Origin of the sequence: Streptococcus mitis (assembly GCF_003942695.1) — a bacterium.
GTDB classification, from domain to species: Bacteria; Bacillota; Bacilli; order Lactobacillales; family Streptococcaceae; genus Streptococcus; species Streptococcus mitis_BD.
This window is the reverse complement of the sequence record NZ_RJNU01000011.1, coordinates 1-19,098: the sequence shown is the minus strand read 5'-3', so window position 1 is coordinate 19,098 and position 19,098 is coordinate 1. Positions and strand designations below refer to the sequence as shown.

General features: G+C 39.2%; 20 protein-coding genes and 1 pseudogene. 20 read left to right on the top strand and 1 reads right to left on the bottom strand.

What is annotated here, in order from left to right; genetic code table 11:
• Window positions 1-152 precede the first annotated feature (152 nt).
• Entirely contained in the window at window positions 153-911 is a 759-nt protein-coding gene (locus D8852_RS08175; RefSeq protein ID WP_038805341.1) for an ABC transporter ATP-binding protein, read from the top strand.
• 1 nt (window position 912) lies between these two features.
• On the top strand, window positions 913-2,901 hold the full coding sequence (locus D8852_RS08170) for an ABC transporter permease (RefSeq protein ID WP_125426165.1): 1,989 nt from the start codon (window positions 913-915) through the stop codon (window positions 2,899-2,901).
• 40 nt (window positions 2,902-2,941) lie between these two features.
• On the opposite strand, the gene D8852_RS08165 is transcribed toward D8852_RS08170, so the two are convergent.
• Window positions 2,942-3,637, bottom strand: a complete 696-nt coding sequence (locus tag D8852_RS08165) for a VIT1/CCC1 transporter family protein (protein ID WP_125426162.1) — start codon at window positions 3,635-3,637, stop codon at window positions 2,942-2,944.
• A gap of 233 nt (window positions 3,638-3,870) precedes the next feature.
• Between D8852_RS08165 and efeO the strand changes: the two genes are divergently transcribed.
• The 18 genes and pseudogenes from efeO to D8852_RS08075 form a co-directional block, all read left to right on the top strand.
• Window positions 3,871-4,743, top strand: a complete 873-nt coding sequence (gene efeO, locus D8852_RS08160) for an iron uptake system protein EfeO (protein WP_125426159.1) — start codon at window positions 3,871-3,873, stop codon at window positions 4,741-4,743.
• A 5-nt stretch (window positions 4,744-4,748) separates the two neighbouring features.
• Entirely contained in the window at window positions 4,749-5,963 is a 1,215-nt protein-coding gene (gene efeB / locus D8852_RS08155; protein WP_125426156.1) for an iron uptake transporter deferrochelatase/peroxidase subunit, read from the top strand.
• A complete protein-coding gene (locus D8852_RS08150; protein WP_125426153.1) occupies window positions 5,938-7,626 on the top strand; it encodes an FTR1 family iron permease in 1,689 nt (562 codons plus the stop codon). Before efeB ends, D8852_RS08150 begins: the two co-directional genes overlap by 26 nt.
• Window positions 7,627-8,328, top strand: coding sequence for a twin-arginine translocase subunit TatC (gene tatC, locus D8852_RS08145; protein ID WP_125426150.1), 702 nt, complete (start codon window positions 7,627-7,629; stop codon window positions 8,326-8,328). It abuts the gene before it with no gap.
• 12 nt (window positions 8,329-8,340) lie between these two features.
• Window positions 8,341-8,511: a twin-arginine translocase TatA/TatE family subunit gene (locus tag D8852_RS08140; protein ID WP_125426147.1), complete on the top strand. Its 171-nt coding sequence runs from the start codon at window positions 8,341-8,343 to the stop codon at window positions 8,509-8,511.
• Between the two features lie 301 nt (window positions 8,512-8,812).
• The gene (locus D8852_RS08135) at window positions 8,813-9,520 is read left to right on the top strand and encodes a 2-C-methyl-D-erythritol 4-phosphate cytidylyltransferase (RefSeq protein ID WP_125426144.1); all 708 of its coding nucleotides are present in this window, start codon (window positions 8,813-8,815) and stop codon (window positions 9,518-9,520) included.
• 4 nt (window positions 9,521-9,524) lie between these two features.
• Entirely contained in the window at window positions 9,525-10,547 is a 1,023-nt protein-coding gene (locus D8852_RS08130) for a ribitol-5-phosphate dehydrogenase (protein ID WP_125426141.1), read from the top strand.
• A gap of 16 nt (window positions 10,548-10,563) precedes the next feature.
• Complete coding sequence (locus D8852_RS08125) at window positions 10,564-11,421, top strand: phosphotransferase family protein (RefSeq protein WP_125426138.1); 858 nt, start codon at window positions 10,564-10,566, stop codon at window positions 11,419-11,421.
• A gap of 1 nt (window position 11,422) precedes the next feature.
• Window positions 11,423-12,301, top strand: coding sequence for a DMT family transporter (locus D8852_RS08120; protein WP_125426135.1), 879 nt, complete (start codon window positions 11,423-11,425; stop codon window positions 12,299-12,301).
• 11 nt (window positions 12,302-12,312) lie between these two features.
• Window positions 12,313-13,002 (top strand): sugar phosphate nucleotidyltransferase, encoded by a 690-nt coding sequence (locus tag D8852_RS08115; protein ID WP_125426133.1) that lies wholly within the window; start codon window positions 12,313-12,315, stop codon window positions 13,000-13,002.
• A gap of 219 nt (window positions 13,003-13,221) precedes the next feature.
• On the top strand, window positions 13,222-13,698 hold the full coding sequence (locus D8852_RS08110; protein ID WP_185755606.1) for a PTS sugar transporter subunit IIA: 477 nt from the start codon (window positions 13,222-13,224) through the stop codon (window positions 13,696-13,698).
• A 41-nt stretch (window positions 13,699-13,739) separates the two neighbouring features.
• Window positions 13,740-14,045 (top strand): PTS sugar transporter subunit IIB, encoded by a 306-nt coding sequence (locus tag D8852_RS08105; RefSeq protein ID WP_000590545.1) that lies wholly within the window; start codon window positions 13,740-13,742, stop codon window positions 14,043-14,045.
• A gap of 44 nt (window positions 14,046-14,089) precedes the next feature.
• The gene (locus D8852_RS08100) at window positions 14,090-15,565 is read left to right on the top strand and encodes a PTS galactitol transporter subunit IIC (protein WP_000382511.1); all 1,476 of its coding nucleotides are present in this window, start codon (window positions 14,090-14,092) and stop codon (window positions 15,563-15,565) included.
• Between the two features lie 107 nt (window positions 15,566-15,672).
• Window positions 15,673-16,569: an aldose 1-epimerase family protein gene (locus tag D8852_RS08095; RefSeq protein ID WP_125426127.1), complete on the top strand. Its 897-nt coding sequence runs from the start codon at window positions 15,673-15,675 to the stop codon at window positions 16,567-16,569.
• Window positions 16,570-16,855: 286 nt separating this feature from the next.
• Window positions 16,856-17,281: a galactose-6-phosphate isomerase subunit LacA gene (gene lacA / locus D8852_RS08090; protein ID WP_000029277.1), complete on the top strand. Its 426-nt coding sequence runs from the start codon at window positions 16,856-16,858 to the stop codon at window positions 17,279-17,281.
• A 30-nt stretch (window positions 17,282-17,311) separates the two neighbouring features.
• A complete protein-coding gene (gene lacB / locus D8852_RS08085; protein ID WP_001216908.1) occupies window positions 17,312-17,827 on the top strand; it encodes a galactose-6-phosphate isomerase subunit LacB in 516 nt (171 codons plus the stop codon).
• 10 nt (window positions 17,828-17,837) lie between these two features.
• Entirely contained in the window at window positions 17,838-18,767 is a 930-nt protein-coding gene (locus tag D8852_RS08080; protein ID WP_125426124.1) for a tagatose-6-phosphate kinase, read from the top strand.
• Between the two features lies 1 nt (window position 18,768).
• Window positions 18,769-19,098, top strand: a pseudogene (locus D8852_RS08075) (tagatose-bisphosphate aldolase); the annotation flags it as partial.

Genomic DNA, 19,098 nt, shown 5'->3' with positions numbered 1-19,098 from the left:
GACTCATAAAGAACAAAGGAGCAAAAACATGAAAAGAATCTTACAAAAGAAAACAAGAAAACCAAGTCAAAAAGATATCGAGCGTGTTCAACTGGGATGCGCTATGATGCAAGCACAGTTTCAAATGATGGGATATTAAGAAGGAGAAAATCATGACACTTTTAGATGTAAAACACGTTCAAAAAATCTACAAAACACGTTTCCAAGGCAACCAAGTAGAAGCACTCAAAGACATTCACTTTACTGTAGAAAAGGGTGACTACGTTGCTATCATGGGAGAGTCTGGCTCAGGGAAGTCTACCCTACTCAACATCCTAGCAATGCTTGACAAACCAACTCGTGGTCAGGTTTACCTAAATGGAACAGACACAGCAACTATTAAGAATTCCCAGGCTTCAAGTTTCCGTCGTGAAAAGTTGGGATTTGTCTTCCAAGACTTTAACTTACTAGATACCTTGTCTGTTAAGGACAATATCTTGCTTCCGTTAGTTTTATCACGAAAATCCATTACGGAAATGATGAAGAAATTGGTAGTAACCGCTGAAAATCTGGGCATCAACCAATTGCAAGAGAAGTACCCTTATGAGATCTCAGGTGGTCAAAAACAGCGGGTAGCAGTAGCACGCGCTATTATCACCGAACCTGAAATTCTTCTTGCCGATGAGCCAACAGGAGCCCTTGACTCCAAGTCATCTGCGGCTCTTCTAGATGTTTTTGATGAAATCAATGAGCGTGGCCAAACTATTCTTATGGTAACCCACTCAACGGCAGCAGCCAGCAGGGCCAAGCGCGTTCTCTTTATCAAGGACGGCATTCTTTACAACCAAATCTACCGTGGAGACAAGACAGAGCGTCAGATGTTCCAAGAAATCTCTGATACTTTGACTGTTATGGCAAGCGAGGTGAATTAGTATGTTTCGATTAACCAATAAGTTAGCGGTTTCGAACTTAATCAAAAACCGCAAACTCTACTATCCCTTTGCTCTTGCTGTTCTCTTAGCTGTGACCATCACCTATCTCTTTTACTCACTGTCACTTAATCCTAATATTGGCAAGATCCGTGGGGGAGAAACTATCTCTATGACCCTCGCTCTCGGTATGGTGGTTGTTACCATCGCTTCTGGAATTATTGTCCTTTATGCCAATAGTTTTGTCATGAAGAACCGCTCAAAGGAGCTGGGTGTATATGGTATGCTGGGTCTTGAAAAGCGCCATTTGATCAGTATGGTTTTTAAGGAGCTTCTTATTTTTGGTTTCTTGACCTTGACAGCTGGTCTCGGCCTAGGAGCTCTCTTTGATAAGCTAATCTTTGCCCTTCTTCTGAAGTTGATGAAGATGAAAGTAGAGCTCGTTTCGACTTTCCAACCAATTGTCTTTATCCTAGTTCTCATTGTCTTTGGGGCAATCTTCCTAGGTTTGATTTTTATCAATGCCTTTCGCATCGCACGCATGAATGCCCTTCAGCTCTCTCGTGAAAAAGCCAGTGGTGAGAAAAAAGGACGATTCTTAGGTTTCCAAACTATTCTAGGTCTAATCAGTCTAGCAGCTGGTTACTACCTGGCAATAACAGTCGAAAACCCACTTTCTGCTGTTCTGATTTTCTTCGTAGCAGTCTTGTTGGTAATCTTTGGTACCTATCTCTTGTTTAATGCAGGGATCACAGTTTTCCTACAAATATTGAAGAAAAATAAGCGTTACTATTACCAACCTAATAACATGATTTCCGTATCCAATCTTATTTTCCGCATGAAGAAAAATGCGGTTGGTCTAGCGACGATTGCTATTCTCTCAACAATGGTCTTGGTGACTATGTCTGCTACAACGAGTGTCTTCAAGGCTTCAGAGACTTTCAAAAAGGTCATGAATCCACATGATTTTGGGATAACAGGACAGAATGTTGAAAAAGAAGACATCGAAAAACTCTTGAGCCAGTATGCTAGCGATAAGGGATTGACTGTAACAAAGAAAGAAGTCCTTACATACAGTAACTTTGGTGTGGCAAATCAAGAAGGTACAAAATTGACAATTTTTGAGAAAGGTCAAAATCGTGTTCAACCGAAAACTATTTTTATGGTCTTTGACCAAAAAGACTATGAGAATATGACGGGGCAAAAACTTGCACTTTCAGGTAAGGAAGTTGGATTGTTTACTAAAAACAAAGAACTTCAAGGACAAAAAGAACTGACTCTGAATGACCAGACTTACACAATCAAGGAAGAAATCAAAAAAGATTTTATTCTTGAACATGTCCCAAATCAGTACAATATTCTAACTTCGGACTATAACTATCTGGTTGTTCCTGACTTGAAAGCCTTTCTTGACCAGCATCCTAACTCTTCCATCTTTAATCAATACTATGGTGGTATGAATGTAACGGCTAGTGAGGACGAGCAGCTTAAAATTGCAGATGACTATTCAAAATTTGTCAACAACTTTAATAGGGAATTAAACAAAGAAGGAAGCTATGTTTACGGAAGCAATCTGGCTGATAGTAGTGCGCAGATGAGTGCTCTCTTTGGTGGAGTCTTCTTCATCGGTATCTTCCTCTCTATCATCTTTATGGTGGGAACAGTTCTTGTCATCTACTACAAACAAATCTCTGAAGGGTACGAAGATCGCGAACGATTTATCATTTTGCAAAAAGTCGGTCTCGATCAAAAGCAAATCAAGCAAACCATCAACAAACAGGTCTTAACTGTTTTCTTCCTTCCTTTGCTCTTTGCCTTCCTACACCTCGCCTTTGCCTATCATATGCTTAGCCTCATCCTAAAAGTCATTGGGGTACTAGATGCAACCATGATGTTGACTGTCACTCTTTCCATCTGTGCCATCTTCCTCATTGTCTACGTTTTAATCTTTATGATTACCTCTAGAAGCTATCGCAAGATTGTGCAAATGTAAAAAAAGATACCTCGATATTTGTCGAGGTATTTCTTTTATCTTAGATACTAAAGAGTTGTCCCAAGAGGAAGGTTACACCCATGGTGAGAAGTCCGATACAGAGGTTACGGATCATAGCAGTTTTCGTAGGAGCCTTGCCTAGTTTAGCACTGGTATAACCAGTGACGAGAAGGGAGAGGGCTACGATAAAAACAGTAGCAGGGATGCGATAGTCACTTGGAAAGACGATAATGGAAAGCATAGGAGGAAGACTTCCCAGTACAAAGGCGATAAAGCTAGAGATAGCAGCATGCCAAGGATTGGTAAATTCTTCGTACTCGATACCGTATTTTTCCTCAACCAAGGCTTTGAGTGGATTTTTTAAAAAGGCCTTGTTGGTCAAGAGTTGGGCGGACGTTTCACACTCACCATTTTGAAGGTAAGCAGCATAGAGGGATTGTTTTGCAGATTCGATGTCCTTATTCAAGAGCAACTGTTCTCTGGCAACAGCGGCTTCCTCCGTGTCTTTCTGAGTGGATACAGAGACATATTCGCCACCTGCCATAGAAAAAGCACCAGCAAGGATAGCAGCCAATCCTGATAAAAAGATAATCCAGATATTGTTCGTCGCACTAGCAACACCGATGACGACTCCAGCGATGGAAATAATCCCATCATTAGCACCGAGAACACCTGCACGTAGGATATTAAGTCGGCCTGCAAAGTTTGCATCAATTTCATGTTTCAATTCTGTCATAGTCATCTCCTTTCTCTCCATTATAGAGAAAAGAGTAGGGGAATACAAACTTTTTAAACTATCTGAAAAAAGTTCTACGATTCTAATTTTTAGGCCCTTTCTAATTTTGCGAAAAATGCTACTTCAAATTCTCAAATATTAAATTTTCTGACAATTTATTGAAAAACTAAGGAAAGGATGTCATAATGGAACGTAAAATAAATTCAGGCTTCCTGAACCAATAGGAGTAACTAATGAAAAAACTAGGTGTTGTCCTTTTATCTTCTGCTTTGCTATTGACAGCATGTGCAGTCCGTTTTGAAAAATCAACCGAGACAAATGATTCCTCTAAGGTGACAGCTTTATCAGATGACAAACAAAAACTACTTGATAAGGCAACCGCAGATTATAAGACTTTTGTTCAAGGACAAATTGACAAACTCTTAACGGATACAGAAGGATTTGTCCAGCTTTTAAAAGACGGAAAACTGGAGGAAGCCAAGAAAGCTTATCCACTTGTTCGTATGGCTTATGAACGCTCCGAGCCAATCGCTGAGAGTTTTGGTGAATCTGACGTTAAGATTGACTTTCGTCTAGCAGACTATGTGGATGAAAATAAGACCGAGGAAGGTTGGTCAGGTTTCCACCGTATCGAGCGTATCCTTTGGGAAGAAAACACAACTAAGGGGACCGAAAGTTATGGTGATCAGCTTGTCAATGATATCAAAGAGTTGAAGGCTAAGGTAGCGACTGTTGAAGTAGATCACAAGATTATGTTGACTGGAGCAGTTGACTTGCTCAATGAAGTAGCGACAAGCAAGATTACAGGTGAAGAAGAAATTTATTCTCATACAGACTTGTATGACTTCCGAGCTAATATTGAAGGTGCTGAGAAAATTTTCCAACTATTTAAACCTCTCCTTGAAAAATCAGATGCTGACCTAGTCAAAGAATTAGAAGCTGATTTCAAATCTGTTAATAGCTTGTTGGACAAACATATGACAGACAAGGAACACTATAAACTCTATACAGATTTGACAAAAGAAGACACCAAAGAATTGGCTGAAGCCGTGACAAAACTTGGTGAACCTCTATCACAAATGGGCAAATTTCTTGATGGAGAATAAGCGGTATGACTAAGAAAGACGAAAAGTTTTTTGAGAAAAAAATGGACCGTCGAGAATTTCTAAAAAAAGCGGGTATTGGAGGTGCTGGTCTAGCACTTGGTCTCTCTGGTGCCTCCGCTTTTTTAGCGCCTAAGCTAGACAAGCAGGAAAAAATCTCGTACGGTAATGAAAAGATTGACTTTTATGGGAAACACCAAGCGGGTATCACGACCCCTATGCAGAAGAATATCTATTTTGTTGTCCTAGATTTGCATACGACAGATAAAGATAAGATTATCCAGCTTTTTAAGGATTGGACAGGTTATAGTAGCAAGTTGGTAGAAGGAGAATTGGTCAAAAAAGATGGTCAGAATGCTCTCTTGCCTCCTAGTGATACTGGAGAAACCGTGGGGCTAAATCCTCATCGTTTAACGCTGACTTTTGGTGTGTCTGCTAGTTTCCTGAAAAAGATGAATTTGGAGCACAAGCGTCCTCAACTTTTTAGGGATTTTCCACCCTTTCCAAAGGAGCAACTGCGTGAAAAATATACTGGGGGAGATATTGTTATCCAAGCCTGTGCAGATGACGAGCAAGTTGCTTTTCATGCTATTCGCAACCTCATTCGTAAAGGAAGAAATGCGGTGACACTACGTTGGAGTCAATCTGGTTTTGCTGCTATTGGGGATCGTATGGAGACACCACGCAACCTTTTTGGTTTCAAAGATGGAACAGCCAATGTGACCAAAGAAAAGGATTTTGATCGTGTTGTCTGGGCCGACAGCAAGGACTGGATGGGAAATGGATCCTATATGGCCGTTCGTCGCATCCAGATGTTTCTCGATACTTGGGATCGAACCAATCTTGAAGAGCAAGAAAATACCTTTGGTCGCTACAAGGAAAGTGGCGCTCCATTTGGCAAGAAGAATGAGTTTGATGAAGTGGATTTAAGTCTTTTGCCAGATGATTCGCATGTTCGATTAGCTAAAGAGGTAGATAAGCCACTCTTGAGACGATCCTATTCATACTCGGATGGAATTGATGAAAAAACTGGACAATTTGACACAGGCTTGCTCTTTATTTCTTTCCAAAAGGATCCAGATCATTTTGTCAAGGTTCAAACTAATCTTGGAGCTACAGACAAGATGAATGAGTATGTAACCCACATCGGTAGTGGTCTTTTTGCCTGCTTTGGTGGAGTAGAGAAAGGAGGCTATATTGGTCAAAAATTATTGGAAGATTAACATTTGTTTCTTGGCTTTGTCTTTTCTCTTGTTAACTATTTCTCCTGTTAGTGCGAAGGAAAGTCTGAGTTCTTATTTTGTAAAGATAACGGATGCCTCTCAGGCTTTAAAAAATGGAAATCAGTCAGAAGCCAAGGCCCTAGTTAGAGAAATGGCGACGGATTTTGAAACAGTAGAACATGCTGATTCGGATGCTGGAAAGCTTGCCAAGGAGAAACTTGCTTTGTCAGGAGAGATTAGTGAAGAAAATCTGACACAGATCTCCTCTGCCCTTCTAGCTTTTGAAAAAGAACAAAATCCAATAGATCTGAATGCGGAGAAGGAAAAACTTGTCAGTCGTTTAAGACCACGTTTCGAGACTTTGGATAAGGCAATTTCTTCCAAAGACATAGAGCAAATTCGAGAAGCCTATAAAAAGATGAATTCAACTTGGACGATCAATGAGAGTGTTGTCCGTGACAACAGTACAACTCATTATGGTCAAGTAGAAACTGCTATCTCTTTCTTACGGAGTAGTATCGAAACGGAGCCGACAGATTATAATGCTATCCAGTCTTCTTTTAATGACTTAAAAACTGCCATTGATAACTTCGTAGCTGGTAAAGAAGTGGCGAAAACTTCCTCCAATCTAAGTCTCAAAGATGGCATTGAGCTTCTCAAAAAAGCTTTGGAACAATTTAAATCTGGAGATCAGACTGCAGGGGCAGCTAGTATGAAAGAATTCATCACTATCTGGCCAACTGTTGAAGGTTCTGTTAGTACGACCAATCCTTCCCTCTACACCCGAGTCGAAAGCGAAAGTCCTGTAATCATGGTCAAGGGAAGTGAGAAGGAATATCAAGAAAAATTAGAAAAACTAATTGCTGATTTATCTCAAATTGACACTAGCGCAAGCTACAACACTTTTGATGCTATGCTTATTCTCCTACGAGAAGGAGTAGAGGCCCTCTTAATCGTCATGGCCCTAGTCACAACTTTAAAAGCAGCCAAGATGCGTAAAGGACTCAAGTGGATATACGGTGGAGCCCTAACAGGTATCGTTGCGAGTCTAGTGATTGCATTTATACTACAAATTGCCTTTCCTGCTGTAACATCGGGGGCCAATCGTGAAATTATCGAGGGTGCTGTTGGCATTTTCGCAGTAGTGATGATGATTTTGATTGGTATCTGGCTTCACAGTAAATCCTCGATCAAAAAATGGAATGACTTTATGGATTCGCAGATGAAAACTGTGACCAAGACAGGTTCATTCATTTCCATGTTTGCTCTTAGTTTTCTAGCTGTTTTCCGTGAAGGGGCAGAGACCATTCTATTTTACGTAGGAATTTTACCGAGAATATCTCGTTTTGAGTTTATCCTAGGTATTTCTCTAGCTTTGTTCGTCTTGCTAGTTATCGCATTTCTGATGAACAAGGCCAGTCAATTTTTCCTACCTCATAAGGTCTTCTTCCTACTGAAGTGGATGATTTATGCTCTTGCCTTCAAGATGCTAGGTGTTAGCCTACATGCTCTCCAGCTGACCAATATGGCACCTAACCACTTAGTACCAGGTTTCCCTACTATCGACCTATTGGGTATCTATCCAAGTTTGGAAGGCATTGGAAGTCAGCTAGTCTTTTTGATAATTGTTTTGGCTGTCACATTGAGACAGGGTGAAAAGTAGATGGATACAAAAGAATTGACAATTATTGAACATCTGGTAGAATTTAGAAAGAGGTTCATTGCTGTTATAGCCTGCTTTTCTATAGTCTTCTGTGGAGCTTTATTGTTTGCAGATCAGCTTTACTACTATCTGACTCAGTCTTTTAATCAAAAGTTGATTGTATTAGGTCCAAATGATATTTTGTGGATTTATTTTCGCTTAGCGAGTATAATGTCCTTTACCATTACGCTACCTTTTACAGTTTATCAGATTTGGAGTTTTATCAAACCAGGCTTGAAAATAGAAGAAGCAAGAGCTATTTTTGCCTATATTCCAGCTAGTTTTATTTGCTTTCTACTTGGACTAGCCTTTGGATTCTACTTTGTAACGCCTGCCTTACTTCAAGTGCTTTTAGGACTTGGGGAAGGATTATTTGAAACTCAATTAACGGCGCAGAACTACTTAGCCTTTGTTTTTCAAACAACCCTACCCTTGGGTTTCATCTTTGAATTGCCTGTCATCATCGCTTTTTTAACGTCGATCGGCTTGATTGGACCAGAGTTCTTAGTTACCTATCGCCGTTATGCATACTTTATTTTATTGGTACTAGCTGTTATCTTGACACCTGCTGATTTTATCAGCGATCTAGCTATGACTGTTCCTCTAATCTCGCTCTATGAGCTTAGTATTGCAATTAGCAAGAGTATTGTAAAGAAAAAATGAAAGGAGAAAAGAATGGGAATCTTACGTGATATCGGTACTCCAGGATTGATTATCATTGTTTTAGGGGCACTCTTAATCTTTGGACCAAAACGGTTACCAGAACTTGGTGAATCAATCGGTAAAATGCTGTCTGAATTTAAAAAGGCAGTTAAAGGAATTGGTGACCAAGATCAGGAAAAGTAATCTATTCCATAATCATAAATAAAAACAAGAAAGTTAGGAACTGTAGCTGTCTAGGCCTAGGTGAGCAATTTCCTAGCTTTTTATTGTATTCTTAAAAATAATTTTAAGTTTTCTTTAAGGTTTGTATTATACTCTAAAGGACTCTATATTAACCGAATGTTAAGTAAAAAATATAGAGGGAAATCTAATTTTATTTCTCAAATTTAGATAGATAGTTTTCTGTCTTTTCTTCATGATGGAGGCAGATTATGATATAATAGATGGTAATGAGTTTTTTAGAATAAACTAAAGGAGAATATAAATGATCTATGCAGGAATCCTAGCCGGAGGAACTGGCACACGCATGGGAATCAGTAATTTACCAAAACAATTCTTGGAGTTGGGTGATCGACCTATTTTGATCCACACAATTGAAAAATTCGTCTTAGAACCGAGTATTGAAAAAATTGTAGTTGGAGTTCATGGAGACTGGGTGTCACACGCTGAGGACTTGGTTGAAAAGTATCTTTCTCTCCACAAGGACCGTATCATCATTACCAAGGGTGGTGCTGATCGCAATACTAGTATCGAGAAGATTATAGAAGCCATTGACGCCTACTGTCCAATCACTCCTGAGGATATCGTGATTACCCACGACTCTGTTCGTCCATTTATCACACTTCGCATGATTCAGGACAATATCAAACTGGCCCAAAATCATGATGCAGTTGACACAGTAGTAGAAGCAGTTGACACCATTGTAGAAAGTACCAATGGTCAGTTTATCACTGATATTCCAAATCGTGCTCACCTCTATCAGGGTCAAACACCTCAAACCTTCCGCTGCACGGATTTCATGGATTTGTATGGCTCCCTATCTGATCAAGAAAAGGAAATTCTGACGGATGCATGTAAGATTTTTGTTATCAAAGGGAAAGACGTTGCCCTAGCTAAAGGGGAATATTCAAACCTTAAAATCACAACTGTGACCGACTTGAAAATCGCGAAAAGTATGATTGAGAAAGACTAAGGCTATGATTAATCAAATTTATCAACTGACCAAACCAAAGTTTATCAATGTAAAATACCAAGAAGAGGACATTGATCAGGAGAATCATATCCTTATCCGTCCAAATTATATGGCGGTTTGTCATGCAGACCAACGTTACTATCAAGGAAAACGTGATCCAAAGATATTGGCTAAAAAGCTTCCTATGGCTATGATTCACGAGTCTTGTGGAACTGTTATTTCTGATCCAACTGGGACTTACGAAGTCGGCCAAAAGGTCGTCATGATTCCAAATCAACCGCCTATGCAGAGTGACAAGGAGTTCTACGAAAACTACATGACAGGAACCTACTTCCTATCTAGTGGTTATGATGGCTTTATGCGAGAATTTGTCTCTCTTCCAAAAGACCGAGTTGTTTCTTATAATGACATTGAAGATACAGTTGCTGCCATTACCGAGTTTGTGAGTGTAGGTATGCATGCCATGGATCGTTTCTTGAATCTCGCTCATAGCAAGCGAGAGCGCATAGCTGTTATCGGAGACGGTAGCTTGGCCTTTGTGGTTGCCAATATTATCAATTATACCTTGCCAGAAGCAGAGATTATCGTGATTGGTCGCCATTGGGAAAAACTGGAGCTCTTCTCTTTTGCAAAAGAGTGCTACATCACGGATAATATTCCAGAGGATTTGACCTTTGATCATGGATTTGAATGTTGTGGTGGTGATGGTACGGGTCCAGCTATCAATGACTTGATCCGTTATATTCGCCCTCAGGGAACGATTCTCATGATGGGAGTCAGCGAATACAAGGTCAATATCAATACACGAGATGCCTTAGAAAAAGGCTTGCTCTTGGTTGGTTCATCTCGCTCAGGACGCATTGATTTTGAGAAGGCCATCCAGATGATGGAAGTCAAGAAGTTTGCGAATCGTTTGAAAAATATTCTTTGTATTGAAGAACCAGTGAGAGAAATCAAGGACATTCACCGTGTCTTTGCTACAGACCTAAATACTGCTTTTAAAACAGTATTTAAGTGGGAAGTGTAGGAGATGGAGGTTAATTGTGGAGAAACTAATCAAAGAAAAAATTTCTTCTTTGCTATCTGATGAAGAGGAAGTCCTTAGTGTTGAACAGCTAGGAGGCATGACCAATCAGAATTATTTGGTTAAAACAACTTCTAAACCCTATATTGTTAAGTTCTTCGGAAAAGGAACCGAAAAGCTCATCAATCGTCAAGATGAAAAATACAATCTTGAATTGTTGAAAGATTTGAATCTTGATGTCAAGAATTATCTTTTTGATATTGAGTCAGGAATCAAGGTAAATGAGTACATCGAATCAGCAGTAACTCTTGATTCAACATCAATCAAGACCAAATTTGAAAAGATTGCCCCGATTCTACAGACCATTCATGGATCTGGTAAGGAGCTAAGAGGAGAGTTTGCTCCGTTTGAAGAAATCAAAAAATACGAATCCTTGATTGAGGGGAATATCCCTTACGCCAACTATGAAGCCGTGAGAAAAGAAGTATTTTCACTCGAAAAGAGATTGGCTGATTTGGGTGTTGACAGAAAGTCTTGTCATATCGATTTGGTTCCAGAAAACTTTATCGAGTCACCTCAAGGTCGCTTGTATTTGATTGACTGGGAATACTCTTCCATGAATGACCCAATGTGGGATTTGGCAGCTCTTTTCTTAGAGTCTGAATTTACAAAGCAAGAGGAAGAAGATTTCCTAACCTACTATGAGAGTGACAAAACTCCAGTATCACGTGAGAAGGTTCGTATCTATAAAATCTTGCAAGATACTATCTGGAGTTTGTGGACAGTGTACAAAGAAGCTCAAGGCGCTGACTTTGGAGATTATGGTGTGAGTCGTTACCAAAGAGCTGTTGACGGTTTGACCTATTATGGAGGTTAGGATGAAGAATAAAAATGGTGTCTCTTTCGGTCTGCTCTCGGGTATCTTCTGGGGGCTAGGTCTGACAATTAGTTCTTATATCTTTTCGATTTTTACAAATCTTTCTCCTTTTGTAGTGGCGGCTGCTCATGATTTCTTGAGTATCTTTATCTTGTTAGCTTTTCTCTTGATTAGAGAAGGGAAAGTTCGCTTGTCAATCTTCCTAAATATTCGAAATGTCAGTGTTATTATTGGAGCCTTGCTAGCTGGGCCTATTGGTATGCAGGCCAATCTTTATGCGGTCAAATATATCGGAAGTTCTCTTGCATCTTCAGTATCAGCTATCTACCCAGCAGTTTCTGTTTTACTAGCATTTTTTATTTTGAAACACAAAGTATCTAAGAATACTGTGTTTGGTATTTTGTTGATTATCGCTGGCATAATTGCCCAGACTTACAAAGTTGAGCAGGTTAATTCTTTTTATATCGGAATTCTTTGTGCATTAGTTTGTGCCATCGCTTGGGGAAGTGAAAGTGTTCTCAGCTCCTATGCTATGGAAAGTGATTTAAGTGAAATTGAAGCACTATTAATCCGCCAAGTAACCTCATTCTTGTCATATCTTGTCATTGTCCTCTTTTCTCATCATTCATTTGCAGAAGTAGCAGATGGACAATTGCTGGGTTTGATGTTAGTCTTTGCAGCATGTAATATGATTTCTTACTTAGCTTACTATATTGCTATCAATCGTCTGCAACCAGCAAAAGCAACTGGTTTGAACGTAAGCTATGTAGTTTGGACTGTCTTATTTGCAGCTGTTTTCTTAGGTGCACCGCTAGATATGCTGACAATTATCACTTCACTTATTGTTATGGCTGGTGTTTATATTATTATTAAAGAATAAAGGAGATTCGTGTGAAAGCGATTATTTTAGCAGCGGGCTTGGGAACTCGTCTGCGCCCTATGACTGAAAATACCCCAAAAGCTTTGGTTAAGGTTAATCAAAAACCCTTGGTAGAATACCAAATCGAGTTTTTGAAAGAGAGAGGAATTGATGAGATTATCATCGTTGTCGGTTACCTCAAAGAACAATTTGACTACCTAAAAGAAAAATATGGTGTCCGTTTAGTCTTTAACGACAAGTATGCTGATTACAATAACTTTTACTCACTTTACCTCGTTAAAGAAGACTTGGCAAATAGCTATGTCATTGATGCAGATAACTATCTTTTCAAAAATATGTTTAGAAACGATCTTAAACGTTCAACTTATTTCAGTGTTTATCGTGAAGACTGTGAGAATGAATGGTTCTTGGTTTATGGTGATGACTATAAAGTTCAAGACATCATTGTTGACAGCAAAGCTGGTCGCATTCTGAGTGGAGTTTCATTCTGGGATGCACCAACTGCTGAGAAGATTGTTGGCTTTATTGACAAAGCTTACGAAAGTGGTGAATTTGTTGATCTCTACTGGGACAACATGGTTAAGGATAATATCAAAGAATTAGATGTGTATGTCGAAGAATTAGAAGGCAACAGCATCTATGAAATCGATAGTGTCAAGGACTATCAAAAGCTAGAAGAAATTTTATCTTCCATTAACTAAATAACATTAGAAATTAGTAACAGAAAGACCCATTTTGGTCTTTTTTTTGTTTGAAATGCACGAAAATAGAATTTAAAAAGATTGTTTGATAATGATTGTAATTAATTAACAAAACACAATCAACAAAAAAGAAACAAAATAAAACAAAAAGTATTGACAACGATTTCATATAGTGTTATACTTATAGCGTAAAAGTTAATTGAAAGAAGGGAAACTGTTATGGGATTAGATCATTTCTTTGACAAAGACCTCGTGTTTTGCTTAGAAGCGGATAATCAAGAACAACTCTTTGATCAGGTAGCAACCTTATTGGAAGAACGAAAAATCGTGACTCCAACTTATCGTGAAGCCTTGATCACGCGTGAAAAGTCATTTCCGACTGGCTTAGATATGGAATTTCTGGGAAAGGACTTGCCAAACATAGCGATTCCTCATACAGATATTGTTCATAATCTGGCTGAGAAAGTAGTGGTTGTTCGATTGGAAAAACCAGTAACTTTTCACAATATGATTGCTCCTGATAAGGAAGTGGAAGTATCTCTACTCTTCTTTATCATTAACAATTCAAGTTCGAGTCAAACCAACATTCTTGCTCAGTTAATGGATTTCTTTACAGGGAATGGTCATCTAGAAGATTTATCAAATATTTCTGAACCAGAAGCCTTGTATACCTATATCGCTGAAGCAACAGCTTAACTTTGTTTATTAAATAAAAATATAAATTGGAGGAAATCCTAATGATTAAAATTCTCGCTGCCTGCGGTGCAGGTGTAAACTCAAGTCACCAAATCAAAAGTGCTCTTGAAGAAGAACTCGCAAACCGCGGGTACGATGTTCACTGCGATGCAGTTATGGTAAAAGATGTGAATGAAGACCTTATCAAAGGATATGATATCTTTACACCAATCGCTGCAACTGACCTTGGTTTTGAACCAGGAATTCCAGTAATTGAAGCTGGGCCAATCTTGTTCCGTATTCCAGCAATGAGCGCTCCAGTATTTGATAATATTGAGGCAGCTATCAAAGAACACGGACTAAGTTAATTATTATTTTGTAAGATTCCATAAAAATAAAGGGAGGAACTATTATGGATGTCATTATCGAACTAGCCAATAAGATTTTCAAGCCAGTCTTGGAAATGGGTGGTCCTATCATCATGCTGATCATCTTGACAGTATTGGCCTTACTATTTGGAGTGAAATTCTCCAAAGCGCTTGAAGGTGGTATCAAACTTGCCATCGCTCTTACTGGTATCGGTGCTATCATCGGTATGCTCAACGGAGCTTTCTCAGCATCTCTTGCGAAATTCGTTGAAAATACTGGTATTCAATTGAATATCACTGACGTTGGTTGGGCACCACTTGCAACCATCACTTGGGGATCTGCTTGGACACTTTACTTCTTGCTTGTAATGTTGATTGTCAACGTTGTGATGCTTGCAATGAAGAAAACGGACACACTTGACGTCGATATCTTTGATATTTGGCACTTGTCAATCACTGGTCTTTTGATCAAATGGTATGCAGACAACAATGGTGTTAGCCAAGGAGTTTCACTTTTCATCGCAACTGCAGCAGTTGTCCTGGTAGGTGTTTTGAAAATCATCAACTCTGACTTGATGAAACCAACATTCGACGACCTTCTTAATGCACCAAGTTCATCACCAATGACTTCAACTCACATGAACTACATGATGAACCCAGTTATCATGGTTTTGGATAAGATCTTCGATAAAGTATTGCCAGGTCTTGATAAATATGACTTTGATGCTGCAAAATTGAACAAGAAAATCGGTTTCTGGGGATCTAAATTCTTCATTGGTTTCATTCTTGGTATCGTTATTGGTTTGATGGGAACTCCACACCCAGTTGCTGGTGTAGAAGGAGCCGATAAATGGGAACTTGTTATTAAAGGTTGGTTGAGTCTTGGTTTGACTGCCGGTGTCAGTTTGGAGCTCTTCTCACTTATCGGATCTTGGTTCATTGCAGCCGTAGAACCACTTTCACAAGGTATTACAAACGTTGCTACTAAACGTCTTCAAGGACGTAAATTTAACATCGGTCTTGACTGGCCTTTCATTGCTGGTCGTGCTGAAATCTGGGCTTGTGCCAACGTACTTGCTCCAATCATGCTAGTAGAAGCAGTGCTTCTTTCAAACGTCGGAAATGGTATCTTGCCACTTGCAGGTATCATCGCTATGGGTGTGACTCCAGCTCTCTTGGTTGTTACACGTGGTAAATTGCTTCGTATGATCATCTTCGGAACACTCTTGTTGCCTCTCTTCCTTCTTTCAGGTACTCTTATCGCTCCATTTGCAACTGAACTTGCGAAAGGTGTAGGTGCCTTCCCAGAAGGTGTGAGCCAAACTCAGTTGATCACTCACTCAACTCTTGAAGGACCAATCGAAAAACTATTTGGTTGGGCAATCGGTAATGCTACAACAGGTGATATCAAAGCAATCCTTGGTGCAGCAGCCTTCCTTGTATTCTATGTAGGTATCTTTGCTTGGTATAGAAAACAAATGATCAAACGTAACGAAGAATACGCAGCAAATGCTAAATAATTCGCTCCTATAAAATGTAAATTGTAAAAACTAGGTTGTCAATTTCCGATGTTGGGAGTGGCAACCTAGTTTTTTATATAAAAATCTAAAAATAGTTGGAGAATATTATGTTAATTGAAATCAAATCAGACCAGTTAACGGTCCAGTTTAAAACCTTAGGTGGCGCCTTGTCGTCGATCAAGGATCGAGAAGGCATTGAGTATCTGTGGCAAGGAGATGCCACTTACTGGAGTGGACAAGCGCCAGTACTTTTTCCAATCTGCGGCTCTTTAAGGGAAGATTCAGCCTTCTACAGTCATGCAGATGGAACGGAAACGAAAGGAAAGATTCCTCGCCATGGTTTGGTCCGTAAAAAAGAATTTGACTTAGTTGAACAAACAGAAAACAGCGTAACCTTTGCTATTGAAGATGATGAGAATACTTATCAGAACTATCCTTATCATTTCCGTCTTGAAATCACTTATCTAGTGACCGGCAAGACTGTCCGTACTCAATACAAAATCTATAATAAAGAAACGAATAAAGTAATGCCATTCTTTATAGGAGGACATCCAGGATTTAATTGTCCTCTGCTAGAAGGCGAAACTTATGAAGATTACTATTTAGAGTTTGAGAAAGAAGAGACTTGCTCTGTTCCACGTCCTTTCCCAGAAACTGGCATGTTAGACTTTCAAGATAGAAGTCCATGGTTGGATTCGCAAAAGGAAGTGGATCTCAGTTACGATCTGTTTAGTGTTGATGCAGTGACTTTGGATGAGTTGCAATCCAGAACAATTTCCCTTCGTTCTCGTAAACATGAGAAGGGATTAAAAGTACACTTCCAAGAGTTTTCAAATCTCATCATTTGGTCAACTTTGAATAAGGGACCTTTCATTGCCTTTGAACCTTGGTCTGGTTTGTCAACATCTCTTGAAGAAGGAGATCATTTAGAAGATAAGAAAAACGTTCGTCTCCTAAAACCTGGTCAAGTAGATCAGATTGGCTTTGATATTGAAATATTTTAGATAAAAAACCACAAAAACAAACATTTACTGTTGACTTTTTCTATAAATAGGAGTATATTATGTTGGTAAACAACAAATGATGTTTGTAACAAACAAATAATCACTTGTTATATTCTCTTTCGCGGAGAAAGTTTGTTTCTAGGAAATTGATTTCCTGGACTTGGATAAGGTGTTATTCATCTCATTCAATCAAATTTGTCAATAAACTGCTAGAAAGTCTTTTGTAGGTAAACTGCTAGTTATAAAAGTCTTTACTGGCCTAGAATAATAAAAAGGAGTAAACAATATGTCTATTGTTATCGGTGCAGATGCTGCAGGTTTGAGATTGAAAGAAGTTGTGAAAGACTTCTTGGAAAAAGAAAACTTCCACGTTGTGGATGTTACAGCTGAAGGTCAAGACTTTGTTGATGTGACTCTTGCTGTTGCTGCAGAAGTAAACAAAGAAGAACAAAACCTTGGTATCGTGATTGATGCTTATGGTGCTGGTCCATTCATGGTCGCAACTAAAATCAAAGGAATGGTTGCTGCAGAAGTTTCAGATGAACGTTCAGCTTATATGACTCGTGGACACAACAACTCACGTATGATCACTATGGGTGCACAACTTGTTGGTGATGAATTGGCTAAAAATATTGCTAAAGGTTTTGTTAACGGTAAATACGACGGTGGTCGTCACCAAATTCGTGTTGATATGTTGAACAAAATGTGCTAATTAGATTACAGTAAGAAAGGTAAATTAAAAATGAGAATTGCAATTGGATGTGACCACATCGTAACAGATGAAAAAATGGCGGTTTCAGAATTTTTGAAATCAAAAGGATATGAAGTCATCGACTTTGGTACCTATGACCACACACGTACTCACTACCCAATCTTTGGTAAAAAGGTTGGTGAAGCTGTTACAAGCGGTCAAGCTGATCTTGGGGTATGTATCTGTGGTACTGGTGTTGGTATCAACAACGCTGTAAATAAAGTTCCAGGAGTTCGTTCTGCCTTGGTTCGTGATATGACAACAGCGCTTTATGCTAAAGAAGAACTCAATGCCAACGTTATCGGTTTCGGTGGTAAAATTACAGGTGAATTGCTTATGTGCGATATCATTGAAGCTTTCATCAATGCTGAATACAAACCATCAGAAGAAAATAAAAAATTGATTGCGAAAATTGAGCACGTTGAAACTCACAATGCTCATCAAGCAGATGCAAACTTCTTTACAGAATTCCTTGAAAAATGGGATCGCGGTGAATACCACGACTAAGAGGTGACGCATGATTTTAACAGTCACAATGAATCCATCCATTGATATTTCTTATCCTTTGGATGAATTGAAAATTGACACTGTCAACCGTGTGGTGGACGTGACCAAGACAGCTGGTGGTAAAGGGCTCAATGTTACACGAGTTCTTTCAGAATTTGGTGATTCTGTCCTTGCTACTGGTTTGGTCGGTGGTAAACTTGGTGAGTTTTTAGTAGGGCATATCGATGATAAAGTAACGAAACGTTTCTTCTCGATTCAAGGAGAGACTCGTAACTGTATCGCCATTCTACATGGTTACAACCAAACAGAAATCCTTGAAAAAGGACCTGAAGTTCTGGAACAAGAAGGGCAAGATTTCTTGGCTCATTTCGAGAATCTTCTTGACACTGTAGAAGTAGTGGCCATTTCAGGTAGTCTTCCAGCTGGTCTTCCAGTTGACTATTATGCAAACTTGGTGAAGCTTGCTAATCGCGCAGGAAAACCAGTTGTTCTGGATTGCTCAGGTGCTGCCCTTCAGGCGGTTCTTGAATCACCACACAAACCAACAGTTATCAAACCAAATAACGAAGAATTGTCTCAGCTTCTTGGGAAAGAAGTTTCAGAAGATTTGGATGAATTAAAGGAAGTTCTTCAAGAGCCTCTATTTGCAGGGATTGAGTGGATTATCGTTTCACTTGGTGCAAATGGTGCTTTTGCAAAACATGGGGATACTTTCTACAAGGTAGATATTCCTAGAATTCAGGTAGTCAACCCTGTCGGATCTGGAGATTCTACTGTAGCAGGAATTTCTTCAGGACTTCTTCATAAAGAATCGGATGCAGAATTACTCATCAAGGCAAATGTCCTTGGTATGCTCAATGCTCAAGAAAAAATGACAGGTCATGTCAATATGGCCAACTATCAAGCTTTATATGATCAATTAATAGTAAAAGAGGTATAAAATGGCTTTAACAGAACAAAAACGTGCACGCTTAGAAAAACTTTCAGATGAAAATGGCATTATCTCAGCTCTTGCCTTTGACCAACGTGGTGCTTTGAAACGCCTCATGGCTCAATACCAAACAGAAGAGCCAACAGTGGCTCAAATGGAAGAACTCAAAGTCTTGGTTGCAGATGAATTGACCAAATACGCATCATCTATGCTTCTCGACCCAGAGTATGGACTTCCAGCTACAAAAGCGCTTGATCCAAATGCTGGTCTTCTCCTAGCTTATGAGAAAACTGGCTACGACACAACAAGCACTAAACGCTTACCAGACTGCTTGGATGTT

Excerpts from the sequence above, each read along its gene's own strand:
- D8852_RS08135 (WP_125426144.1), top strand. The coding sequence starts at position 8,813 with ATGATCTATGCAGGAATCCTAGCCGGAGGAACTGGCACACGCATGGGA.
- D8852_RS08170 (WP_125426165.1), top strand. The coding sequence starts at position 913 with ATGTTTCGATTAACCAATAAGTTAGCGGTTTCGAACTTAATCAAAAAC.
- D8852_RS08105 (WP_000590545.1), top strand. The coding sequence starts at position 13,740 with ATGATTAAAATTCTCGCTGCCTGCGGTGCAGGTGTAAACTCAAGTCAC.
- D8852_RS08100 (WP_000382511.1), top strand. The coding sequence starts at position 14,090 with ATGGATGTCATTATCGAACTAGCCAATAAGATTTTCAAGCCAGTCTTG.
- lacA (WP_000029277.1), top strand. The coding sequence starts at position 16,856 with ATGTCTATTGTTATCGGTGCAGATGCTGCAGGTTTGAGATTGAAAGAA.
- D8852_RS08080 (WP_125426124.1), top strand. The coding sequence starts at position 17,838 with ATGATTTTAACAGTCACAATGAATCCATCCATTGATATTTCTTATCCT.
- D8852_RS08175 (WP_038805341.1), top strand. The coding sequence starts at position 153 with ATGACACTTTTAGATGTAAAACACGTTCAAAAAATCTACAAAACACGT.
- D8852_RS08095 (WP_125426127.1), top strand. The coding sequence starts at position 15,673 with ATGTTAATTGAAATCAAATCAGACCAGTTAACGGTCCAGTTTAAAACC.
- lacB (WP_001216908.1), top strand. The coding sequence starts at position 17,312 with ATGAGAATTGCAATTGGATGTGACCACATCGTAACAGATGAAAAAATG.
- D8852_RS08140 (WP_125426147.1), top strand. The coding sequence starts at position 8,341 with ATGGGAATCTTACGTGATATCGGTACTCCAGGATTGATTATCATTGTT.
- D8852_RS08130 (WP_125426141.1), top strand. The coding sequence starts at position 9,525 with ATGATTAATCAAATTTATCAACTGACCAAACCAAAGTTTATCAATGTA.
- D8852_RS08110 (WP_185755606.1), top strand. The coding sequence starts at position 13,222 with ATGGGATTAGATCATTTCTTTGACAAAGACCTCGTGTTTTGCTTAGAA.
- D8852_RS08120 (WP_125426135.1), top strand. The coding sequence starts at position 11,423 with ATGAAGAATAAAAATGGTGTCTCTTTCGGTCTGCTCTCGGGTATCTTC.
- efeO (WP_125426159.1), top strand. The coding sequence starts at position 3,871 with ATGAAAAAACTAGGTGTTGTCCTTTTATCTTCTGCTTTGCTATTGACA.
- D8852_RS08165 (WP_125426162.1), bottom strand. The coding sequence starts at position 3,637 with ATGACAGAATTGAAACATGAAATTGATGCAAACTTTGCAGGCCGACTT.
- tatC (WP_125426150.1), top strand. The coding sequence starts at position 7,627 with ATGGATACAAAAGAATTGACAATTATTGAACATCTGGTAGAATTTAGA.
- efeB (WP_125426156.1), top strand. The coding sequence starts at position 4,749 with ATGACTAAGAAAGACGAAAAGTTTTTTGAGAAAAAAATGGACCGTCGA.